The following is a 9,527-nucleotide window of genomic DNA, read 5'->3' on the forward strand; positions in this document are numbered from 1 at the left end:
TGCTCGCGCTCGTTGCTGCTGGCAACGTGTGGGGCCTCGGCAAGTGGTGGAGCAGCCTGGACTTCGTCCGCAAGTACCCATGGCTGCGGTGAGCAGACTGACCGGCCGGCACGCGGGCTGGCAGTTGCCCCGCCCCTCGTGAGTCGTGACGGGCATGGGCCGCTGGTCGAAGGTCCTCCGCACCTCGGTCCATCCGGCGGGTGCGGAGGGCCTGTGTGGCCCTGCCGATGTCGAGGTAAGCGGGACAGGCTTGAAGTGACAGAGAGGTGACAGAGATGAGTACGTGGACGCGGACCGGTCCGGTGGCGGTTGAGGTTGATGGCAGTGCCGAGAATCTGCGGATCGTCGACTACGCGGCCGCCGAGGCGCTGCGGTGTGGCGCCGAGCTGGTGCTGGTGGCGCCGTACTCGGCCCATGGGTCGTTCTCGCCGATGATGCCGGGTTACTCGCCGAAGGCGCCGGCTGAGCTGGCGGACGATGCGTTGCGGGCCGCGGTGGCTCACGTCCGGCATCACCATGGCTATGCCATGGAGCTGGCTGCGGTCGCCGGTGAGGGCTCGCGCTTGCGGGTGCTCGCGCACGCGGCACGGAAGGCGCGGATGCTCGTGATCGGCAGGGCCCGCGCGCGTGGTCCGCAGCGGCTCGTCAACACACAGGCAAACTTGACGCTGGCCAGTCGGGCCGGCTGCCCGGTGGTCGTCGTACCGGCGTCGTGGAAGCCGTCCCTGATCGATCGGAAGGTTGCCGTCGGCATCGATGGTACCGAGCTGTCGTCGGAGGCGCTCGAGTTCGCCTTCGGCATCGCTGCCGGCAGGGAGGCCGAGTTGGTCGTCGTGCACGCAGGTCTGCCCGCCGAGCATGCTTGGAACGACGAGGACCCCGAGCACTCGTGGATCAGCCGGGCGGATCACCTGCTGTCGGAGACGCTTGCGCCGTGGACGAACCAGTTCCCGGATGTGAAGGTGACGCGCTTCCTGAGCAGCCGTCAGCCGTCCGCCGCGCTCGTGCACGAAAGTGGTGAGGTCGGCCTGGTCGTGGTCGGCGCGCACAGCGGCCCCTTCGCGATCGACCCGGTGACCCGCCGCTCCGTGGCCGCGATGACCTGCCCGGTCGCGATCGTGCCGCATCACCTGACCACCACCGAGCGCGAGCACGTGCCGCAACAGCGCGCCATCCGGCGCGGCGAACTCATTGCTCCGACGTACTGACCCTGACCGGAGGGATTGACCATGTCTGGGACCGTTCGTGCGCTCGTCGTGTACGAGTCGATGTTCGGAAACACCGAGCGGATCGCGCGGGCGATCCGCGACGGGCTGCGGCAGAGTGTCGCGACCGAGATCGTCGCGGTGTACAAAGCGCCGACTGTGATCCCCGCCGACGTGGGGCTGCTGGTCGTCGGAGGGCCGACACACGCATTCTCGATGAGCCGGGTCTCGACCCGGCGGGACGCGGTGAAGCAGGACGAGGTGGTGATGCCGATCGAGGTCGGGATCCGCGAGTGGCTCGCCGCACTGGCCAGCGACACGCGATCGAGCGCCGGGCGCCGCTCCAAGGGAGTGGAGGTGGCGACGTTCGACACCCGGATCGCCAAGGTGCGCCGGTTGCCGGGATCGGCCGCGCGGTCGGCGGCGAAGCTGCTGCGGAAGCTGGGCTTCCGGCTGATCTCGCCGTCGGCGAGCTTCTTCGTCGACGAGTCGACCGGGCCGATCCGCGAGGTCGAGATCGAGCGCGCCCGCCGCTGGGGCGAGCAACTCGGCCGCCTGCTCACCACCTCCGCAACAGCCGCCTGAAAGCCCGAGGAGGAATGATGATGCATGCGATGGGCCCCGATGCGGGCTGGATCTTCCTTGTGGTGACGCTGTGGGTGCTCGTCGCTGGTGGAGCTGCGTGGGCCGCAGCGCGACTGATCCACCAGCCGCATCCGACGCCCACCAGCCTCCCGTCGCCGCTCGACATCCTCGAACGCCGCTTCGCCGCCGGCAAGATGACTCGCGAGGACTTCGACGAAGCCCGCGCCCGGCTGCGCGAGCACGAACTGGATCGCTGAAGGCAGCGGAAGAGGGCCTCACCGTCAGCCCTGACGGTGAGGCCCTCTTCCCGCGTTCACCAGGAGCGAATCCGGCGGCCGGTGAAGCGGTGGGGTTCGATGGCCATGTACGACTCGCGGGTTCCGCCGGCCCATGGCTCCACGCGGTCACGGGCGACATCGATCTCCTGGCTGGTGACTGGACGGACCAGGCCGTGCACCAAGACGCTCCAGCCGATCTGCAGGCCTTCGTCGGTGAAGTCGAGCTCGAACGCGATCGGTGCCAGGTCGAACTGCGCGACCACGCTGTCGGCCGCGGTCCGGAAGATGATCAGGCCGTTGAGGTAGCAGTAGTTGACCGGGATGACCATCAGCTCGTCGGCGCCGCTGTACGCGATCCGGCCGACACCCCCCGCCTCGATGAGCTTCACACACTCCTCTTTGCGCATCGGCTCGAGTACGGGTGCCAATGGTGGACGCCGCGGGGTCCTCGACTCGTGCGGGCCGGTCAGGTCGCCGATGCTGATATCGAGGGCAGCCGACAACTGGGCGAGTTCTCTGCCCGTCAGTGCGAACGGCCGGGTCTCGACGTGCACGATGCGCTCCCGGCTCAAGCCCGTTCGCTCCGCGATGTCCGCGATGCTCAGGCCGAGGCCGAGGCGGCGCTCCCGGATGCGGATGCCGAGGTCGCTCGGCTTGCCTGCGGTCTGTGACCTGGTGTCCATCGGACTCCGCCTTCCCTCTGTTTCGGCAGTTCCAGCCAATCAGGCAGGCATCTCGGCGGGCAGGGCAAGATGTCCTCAAGGAGTAGGGCCGGTCGGCACCTTCGCGCCGAAGGTCCTGGGTCGGGTGGGACCGTCGCCCCTGGCACCGGCGTGTTTGATGTTGACGTCGTACTCCGACGATGAGGCGCTGTTCACGGCGATCATGGCGGGCGCGGCGGGTTATCTGCTGAAGCAGGTGCACGGCGATGCGCTGATTGATGCGGTACGGCGGATCGCGGCCGGTGAGTCGCTGCTGGATCCGACGATGACGGTGAAGGTGCTGGAGCGGCTGCGTCACCCGGTTGTCGATGAGGATCCCAGGTATGCGTCGCTGACCGATCAGGAGCGCAAGATCCTGGCCGAGATCGCCGAAGGCAAGACCAACCGGCAGATCGCCCAGTCGCTCTTCCTGGCCGAGAAGACGGTCAAGAACTACGTTTCGTCGCTGCTGCGCAAACTCAACCTCGAACGCCGTACCGAAGCCGCCGTCTTCGCCGTCGAACACGCGAAGAAGCACCCGCAGTCCTAGCCGGCTCGTGGCACTGTCGATGCCCGCGACAACCTTCTTCACGGTCAGGTCCGCGTGCCCGGCCAGCGCCAGCTCCTGATCTCGGGCAGGTCCTCGCCGTGAGCGAGGATGTAGGTGTGGTGCCGGGCTCGCTGGTCGATGAGCCATTGGCGGACGTCGGCGGCCCGCTGGCCGAGACCGGGGACGCGGTCGATGACGTCGAGGGCGAGGTGGTAACGGTCCAGGTCGTTGCGTACCACCATGTCGAACGGCGTCGTGGTCGTACCTTCCTCCTTGTACCCACGGACGTGGAGGTTGTGGTGGTTCGTCCGCCGGTAGGTGAGCCGGTGGATGAGCCAGGGGTAGCCGTGATACGCGAAGATGATCGGCTTGTCCGTCGTGAACAACGCATCGAAGTCGGCGTCGGCCAGGCCATGCGGGTGTTCGCTCGCCGGCTGTAGACGCATCAGATCGACCACGTTGACGACCCGGACCTTCAACGACGGCAGGTGCTCGCGCAGCAGGCTCACCGCCGCGAGCGTCTCCAGTGTCGGTACGTCGCCCGCGCACGCCATCACCACATCCGGGGAGCCGTCGTCGCTGCTGGCGAAGTCCCAGATGCCGAGGCCGCGAGCACAATGCAGGGCAGCAGCCTCCGGGGCGAGCCAGTCCGCCTGGGGCTGCTTGCCGGCCACGATCACGTTGATGTAATCGTGGCTGCGCAGGCAGTGCTCGGCGGTCGACAGGAGCGTGTTGGTGTCCGGCGGCAGGTAGACCCGGATCACTTCGGCCTTCTTGTTCACCACGTGGTCGATGAATCCTGGGTCCTGGTGGGAGAAGCCGTTGTGGTCCTGCCGCCAGACATGAGAGGTGAGCAGATAGTTGAGTGAGGGGATCGGCCGTCGCCAGGGGAGCGAGCGAGTGACCTTGAGCCATTTCGCGTGCTGGTTCACCATCGAGTCGACGATGTGCACGAACGCCTCGTAGCAGGAGAACCAGCCGTGCCGGCCGGTCAGCAGGTATCCCTCGAGCCAGCCCTGGCAGGTGTGCTCGCTGAGGATCTCCATCACCCTGCCGTCGACCGCCAGGTGCTCGTCGGTTGGCAGCACCTCGGCGTTCCAGGCCTTGCCGGTGACGTCGTACAGGGCGTCCAGCCGGTTGGACGCGGTCTCGTCCGGCCCGAAGACGCGGAAGTTCTGATGCGGCAGGCTGGCACGCATCACATCGCGCAGGTAGTCGCCGAGGACCCGCGTGGGCTCATGCTCGGTTGCGCCCGGTCCCTCGACCGGTACGGCGTACTCGGTGAGCTCCGGCAAGTCGAGGTCCTGGCTGAGGAGCCCGCCGTTGCTGTGGGGGCTCGAACCCATCCGGCGGTCACCCGGCGGGACCTGCGCGAGCAGCCGCTGTGCGGGCCGGCCTTCGGCGTCGAACAGCTCGTCCGGACGATAGCTCCGTAGCCAGACCTCGAGGAGGCGCAGGTGATCGGGCGATGTCCGGACGTGGGCCAGTGGCACCTGATGCGATCGCCACGTCCCTTCGACCGGTACACCGTCGACCTCCCGGGGTCCGGTCCAGCCTTTGGGAGTGCGTAGGACGATCATGGGCCATCGGCGGCGTGGCGCGCCGAGGTCAGCGCGCGCCTCGGCCTGGATCTCCGCGATGTCGTCGAGAGCCTGGTCGAGGGTCAGCGCGAGCGCCTGGTGAACGTGCTCGGGCTCGTTGCCTTCGACAAGGTACGGCCGGTAGCCGTATCCCTCGAACAGCCGGGTGAGTTCGTCGTCGCCGATCCGGGCCAGGATCGCGGGGTTGGCGATCTTGTAGCCGTTGAGGTGCAGGATCGGCAGGACCGCGCCGTCGGTGCGGGGATCGAGGAACTTGTTCGAGTGCCACGACGTCGCCAGCGGTCCGGTCTCCGCCTCGCCGTCGCCGATCACGCAGGCGACAACCAGCTCCGGGTTGTCGAGCACCGCGCCGTACGCGTGGCTGAGGGAGTAGCCCAGTTCGCCGCCCTCGTGGATCGAGCCGGGCAGTTCGGGTGCGACGTGGCTCGGGATGCCGCCGGGGAAGGAGAACTGCCGGAAGAGGCGCGCCATCCCCGCCGCGTCCCGGGACACGTCCGGGTAGGTGTCGGTGTAGCTGCCCTCGAGCCAGGTGTTGGCCGCGATGGCCGGCCCGCCGTGACCGGGGCCGATGACGTACATCATGGTCAGGTCGCGGCGCCGGATCACCCGGTTGAGGTGCGCGTAGAGCATGTTCAGCCCAGGCGTCGTACCCCAGTGACCGAGGAGTCGAGGCTTGATGTGCTCCGGTCGCAGTGGCTCGGTCAGCAACGGGTTTGCGAGCAGGTAGATCTGGCCGGCGGACAGATAGTTGGCCGCCCGCCAGTAGGCGTCGAGATCGGATACTTCCTCGGCGGTCAATGGCTTTCCGGTGAGCTCATGCATAGGTGGCCTTCCTTTGCTGGTGCGATCAGCCGGTGGGGTCAACGTCCATGGTCACCAGCGTCGCGGCGCCCGGCTGCCGTCCCCAGTGCCGAAGGTCCCCCTGTTGCGGGACCTAACGGCACTCGTGGCGACGGCTCAGGCGAACGCAAGTTCCTGGCACCTGGAAGCCCGGGAGTACGACGGTGTTCCGCTTGCCCGGCAGGAGCCGGGTCAGGTGGTGCAGGACCCGGCTGCCGGTGGCCATACCGGACGCGGAATTCCCGGACCTCGCTCGCTGACGGCCGTCAGGGTTGTACGACGCTGAGCGTCTCGCGGGCGATCTGCCATTCCTCGTTCGTGGGGACGACGAAGACCGCGACCTGGCTGTCGTCGGTGGAGATCCGGCGGGCTCCGGCGGACGGGGCGTTGTTGCGGTCGTCGTCGATGGTGATCCCGAGGCGTTCCAGGCCGCTCAGTGACGCCGCCCGAACGTCGGCCGAGTGCTCACCCACACCGGCGGTGAAGACGACGGCATCGACCGTTCCCAGGACGGCGTAGTAGGCGCCGACATACTTGCGGATCCGGTGGCAGTACACGTCGAAGGCCAGGTCGGCTCGTTCGTCGCCCTGTGCGCGCAGTCGCGACAGTTCACGGAAGTCATTCTCGCCAGCGAGCCCCTTCAGCCCCGATGCGGTGTTGAGAGCCAGGTCGATCTCGTCCGTGGACATGCCCAGCTCCCGGGTCAGGTACGCCGGGATCGCCGGATCGACATCACCTGAACGGGTCCCCATCACGAGCCCCTCGAGTGGCGTCAGACCCATCGAGGTCTCGACCGACTGCCCGGCTCGCACCGCGGACGCCGAGCACCCGTTGCCCAGATGCAGCACGATGACGTTCACGTCTGCCGGATCTCGTCCGAGCAGCCGGGCGGCCTCGCGGGAGACGAACGCGTGCGACGTACCGTGGAAGCCGTAGCGGCGGATCCCGTGATCCTCCAGCCAGTTCAACGGCACCGCGTACGTGTACGCCTGCCGTGGGAGCGTCTGGTGAAACGCGGTGTCGAAGACGGCGACCTGTGGCAGGTCGGGAAAGAGCCGACGTGCTACTCGGATTCCCTCGAGGTTCGGCGGGTTGTGCAGCGGGGCGAGTGGTACCAGATCGGTCACCTCGGCGATCAGTGCGTCGTCGATCAGCGCCGACGCGGAGAATCGGGAGCCGCCGTGCACGACTCGGTGGCCGACTGCCGCGATGCCCACGTCCGCGAGCGACGGCCCGTCGGAATCGAAGGCATCGATCGCTCCGCGCAGCGCATCCTCGTGGGTCGAGATCGACCGCGTGCTCTCGTACTCCCCGGACGAGGAGCGGTGGACATGGCGGCTCTGGCTTTCACCGATGCGCTCGACCAGACCGGCGGCCGCCGCTGCACCGGTCCGGGCGTCGACCACGCTGTACTTGAGCGATGACGATCCCGCGTTGATCACCAGCACGTGGTCGCTCATTCGGCGCCACCCTGCTGAGCCTGAACGGCGGTGATCGCGACGGTGCTGATGATGTCCCGTACGGTCGCTCCGCGCGAGAGATCGTTGACCGGTTTGCGCAGACCCTGCAGGACCGGTCCCACCGCGACGGCGTTCGCCGAGCGCTGCACGGCCTTGTACGTGTTGTTTCCCGTGTTGAGATCGGGGAAGACGAACACGGTCGCCCGGCCGGCCACCGGTGAACCGGGCAGCTTCGTCCTCGCCACGGCGCTGTCGATCGCGGCGTCGTACTGGATCGGTCCCTCGACCGGAAGCTCCGGAGCCCGCTCCCGGATGATGGCGGTTGCCTTCGACACCTTTTCGACATCCGATCCCGAGCCGGAGGCGCCGGTCGAGTACGACAGCATCGCGACCCGCGGCTCGATGCCGAAGGCAACTGCCGTCGCGGCCGACGAGATCGCGATGTCCGCGAGCTGCTCGGCCGTCGGATCAGGGTTGACCGCACAATCGCCGTACACGAGGACCTGGTTCTGCAGGCACATGAAGAACACCGACGAGACGACCGAGACCCCCGGCACCGTACGGACGACCTGGAGCGCTGGGCGGATCGTGTGGGCAGTGGTGTGCACGGCCCCGGAGACCATGCCGTCGGCGAGACCGAGCTGGACCATCATCGTCCCGAAGTACGAGACGTCTTTGATCAGTTCCCGGGCCTGGTCCAGGTCGACCCCGCGGTGCTGCCGCAGCCGGTGCAGTTCCGCCGCGAGCCGCTCGGCGAGCTGGTCGTGCTCAGGGTCGATGACCCGGGCGGCGGCGATGTCGGCGCCGAGTCCGGCGGCCTTGGCGCTGATCGTCACCGGATTCCCGAGCAGGGTCAGGTCGGCCACTCCCCGGCGGAGCAGGACGTCCGCAGCCCGCAGGATGCGCTCCTCCTCGCCTTCGGGCAGGACGATGTGTTTGCGGTGGGCAACTGCTTCGTCGATCAGCTGGTGCTCGAACATCAGCGGCGTCACCGCGTTGCTGCGCGCGACCTCGAGCTGATCGAGGAGGGCCTCGCCGTCCACGTGCCGCTCGAACAGTGACAGCGCCGCGTCCACCTTGCGCGGCGACTCCTTCGTGAGGCGCCCGCGGACGGCAGTCAGGGCCGCCGACGTGGCCTGCGTGTCGAAGGTGGTCTCGAGGATGGGCAAGGTCACCCCGAGGCCGTCCATCAGTCGCTGGACCTGGGCCGGCAGCGTGAAATCACCGTTGAGGACGACCGCGGAGATCTGCGGGAAGTTGAGCGACGCGTGGGCCATCAGGACTCCGAGCACCACCTCTGGGCGGTCCGCCGCGGTGACCACCGCGGCTCCGTCGAACAGTCTGTCGAGCACGTTCGGCATCGTCATAGCTGCGACGACGAGGCCGGTGACCTCGCGCGTGAGGAGCGCGGGGTCGCCCCTCAGCAAACGACCTTCGACCGGGCCTAGCAGGTCGGCCACCGTAGGTTGGCTCAAGAGCGGCTCTTCCGGAAGGGCGAACGCCGGTCCGCCGGCACCGGTCAGTGCCGCGACTGTGTCGGCGAGCTGTTGCGGAGCGACGCGGTTCGCGACCACAGCCGCCAGCGAACCGTGGTTGCCTCGGAGCTCCCCGATGGCCATGTCGCCGATCATCCGAAGATCACGCGGACTGCGCTGGAACCCGTTGAGAACAAGGACGACCGGCGTACCGAGGTTGGCGGCGATCTTCGCGTTGTAGGAGAACTCCGTCGGCGTCCCCACATCGGTGTAGTCGCTGCCGACGACGAGTACGGCGTCGGCACGGTCGGCGACCTCGTGATAGCGCTGCACGATCGCGTCGAGCGCGGCGTCGGGGTCCGCGTGCACCTCGTCGTACGTCACGCCGAGGCTGTCGTCGTACGCCAACTGGACCGCATCGTGGGCCGTGAGCAGATCCAGGACGTAGTCACGGCCACCGTGCGTGGCGATGTCCGGGCGAACGATCGGGCGGAACACGGCCACCCGGTCGACCCGGCGCGACAGCTGCTGAAGCAGTCCGAGGGCGACTGTGGATTTTCCGGTGGACCCCTCCACCGACGCGACGTAAACGCTGCTCCCCATGCCTGCACCCTAGCTACTCGCCGCCGGTGGTGCGGTGAGACCAGGTGGCTGACTCGCCGGCCTTCAGATGCCGGGTCCGGCCGAAGCAGCGGACGGTGATCGGCGCGCCGGGGCCGGGATCGACGGTGAGCGTCACCCCGGTGGTGGAGACTTCGGCGACGAGGCGGTGTCCGCGGTAGCGCAGCGCCATCCGGAGGGTGCCGAGTTTGCCTGGCCAGTGCGGGCCGAA

General features: G+C 68.1%; 10 protein-coding genes. 4 read left to right on the forward strand and 6 right to left on the reverse strand.

Features of this window, described 5'->3' with window-relative positions; genetic code table 11:
• Window positions 1-275 precede the first annotated feature (275 nt).
• The 3 genes from ACZ3HV_RS44200 to ACZ3HV_RS44210 are packed head-to-tail and all read left to right on the forward strand — an operon-like array spanning window position 276 to window position 2,047.
• A complete protein-coding gene (locus tag ACZ3HV_RS44200; protein ID WP_465693866.1) occupies window positions 276-1,208 on the forward strand; it encodes a universal stress protein in 933 nt (310 codons plus the stop codon).
• A gap of 21 nt (window positions 1,209-1,229) precedes the next feature.
• Entirely contained in the window at window positions 1,230-1,790 is a 561-nt protein-coding gene (locus ACZ3HV_RS44205) for a flavodoxin family protein (protein ID WP_465693868.1), read from the forward strand.
• 29 nt (window positions 1,791-1,819) lie between these two features.
• The gene (locus ACZ3HV_RS44210) at window positions 1,820-2,047 is read left to right on the forward strand and encodes an SHOCT domain-containing protein (protein WP_465693869.1); all 228 of its coding nucleotides are present in this window, start codon (window positions 1,820-1,822) and stop codon (window positions 2,045-2,047) included.
• Between the two features lie 56 nt (window positions 2,048-2,103).
• Here ACZ3HV_RS44210 and ACZ3HV_RS44215 read toward each other — a convergent pair whose 3' ends face one another.
• Entirely contained in the window at window positions 2,104-2,751 is a 648-nt protein-coding gene (locus ACZ3HV_RS44215) for a helix-turn-helix domain-containing protein (protein WP_465693870.1), read from the reverse strand.
• 157 nt (window positions 2,752-2,908) lie between these two features.
• Here ACZ3HV_RS44215 and ACZ3HV_RS44220 point away from each other — a divergent pair, with 157 nt between their 5' ends.
• Window positions 2,909-3,319 carry a LuxR C-terminal-related transcriptional regulator gene (locus tag ACZ3HV_RS44220; protein WP_465693872.1) on the forward strand — a complete coding sequence of 137 codons (411 nt, stop codon included), beginning with the start codon at window positions 2,909-2,911 and terminating at the stop codon, window positions 3,317-3,319.
• A gap of 44 nt (window positions 3,320-3,363) precedes the next feature.
• On the opposite strand, the gene ACZ3HV_RS44225 is transcribed toward ACZ3HV_RS44220, so the two are convergent.
• The 5 genes from ACZ3HV_RS44225 to ACZ3HV_RS44245 all read right to left on the reverse strand — a co-directional run.
• A complete protein-coding gene (locus ACZ3HV_RS44225) occupies window positions 3,364-5,742 on the reverse strand; it encodes a phosphoketolase family protein (RefSeq protein ID WP_465693873.1) in 2,379 nt (792 codons plus the stop codon).
• Between the two features lie 112 nt (window positions 5,743-5,854).
• Window positions 5,855-5,986: a hypothetical protein gene (locus tag ACZ3HV_RS44230; RefSeq protein ID WP_465693874.1), complete on the reverse strand. Its 132-nt coding sequence runs from the start codon at window positions 5,984-5,986 to the stop codon at window positions 5,855-5,857.
• A gap of 40 nt (window positions 5,987-6,026) precedes the next feature.
• Complete coding sequence (locus ACZ3HV_RS44235) at window positions 6,027-7,220, reverse strand: acetate/propionate family kinase (RefSeq protein ID WP_465693876.1); 1,194 nt, start codon at window positions 7,218-7,220, stop codon at window positions 6,027-6,029.
• On the reverse strand, window positions 7,217-9,298 hold the full coding sequence (pta, locus tag ACZ3HV_RS44240) for a phosphate acetyltransferase (RefSeq protein ID WP_465693877.1): 2,082 nt from the start codon (window positions 9,296-9,298) through the stop codon (window positions 7,217-7,219). Before pta ends, ACZ3HV_RS44235 begins: the two co-directional genes overlap by 4 nt.
• 13 nt (window positions 9,299-9,311) lie before the next feature.
• A partial coding sequence (locus tag ACZ3HV_RS44245; RefSeq protein WP_465693878.1) for a glycosyl hydrolase family 65 domain-containing protein occupies window positions 9,312-9,527 on the reverse strand: 216 nt, incomplete at its 5' end.

The organism is Kribbella sp. NPDC020701, from assembly GCF_055562215.1.

What these genes read in the sequence shown, in the direction of transcription:
- ACZ3HV_RS44225 (WP_465693873.1), bottom strand. Translation starts at nt 5,742, where the DNA reads ATGCATGAGCTCACCGGAAAGCCATTGACCGCCGAGGAAGTATCCGAT.
- ACZ3HV_RS44200 (WP_465693866.1), top strand. Translation starts at nt 276, where the DNA reads ATGAGTACGTGGACGCGGACCGGTCCGGTGGCGGTTGAGGTTGATGGC.
- ACZ3HV_RS44210 (WP_465693869.1), top strand. Translation starts at nt 1,820, where the DNA reads ATGGGCCCCGATGCGGGCTGGATCTTCCTTGTGGTGACGCTGTGGGTG.
- ACZ3HV_RS44215 (WP_465693870.1), bottom strand. Translation starts at nt 2,751, where the DNA reads ATGGACACCAGGTCACAGACCGCAGGCAAGCCGAGCGACCTCGGCATC.
- ACZ3HV_RS44220 (WP_465693872.1), top strand. Translation starts at nt 2,909, where the DNA reads ATGTTGACGTCGTACTCCGACGATGAGGCGCTGTTCACGGCGATCATG.
- pta (WP_465693877.1), bottom strand. Translation starts at nt 9,298, where the DNA reads ATGGGGAGCAGCGTTTACGTCGCGTCGGTGGAGGGGTCCACCGGAAAA.
- ACZ3HV_RS44235 (WP_465693876.1), bottom strand. Translation starts at nt 7,220, where the DNA reads ATGAGCGACCACGTGCTGGTGATCAACGCGGGATCGTCATCGCTCAAG.
- ACZ3HV_RS44205 (WP_465693868.1), top strand. Translation starts at nt 1,230, where the DNA reads ATGTCTGGGACCGTTCGTGCGCTCGTCGTGTACGAGTCGATGTTCGGA.
- ACZ3HV_RS44230 (WP_465693874.1), bottom strand. Translation starts at nt 5,986, where the DNA reads ATGGCCACCGGCAGCCGGGTCCTGCACCACCTGACCCGGCTCCTGCCG.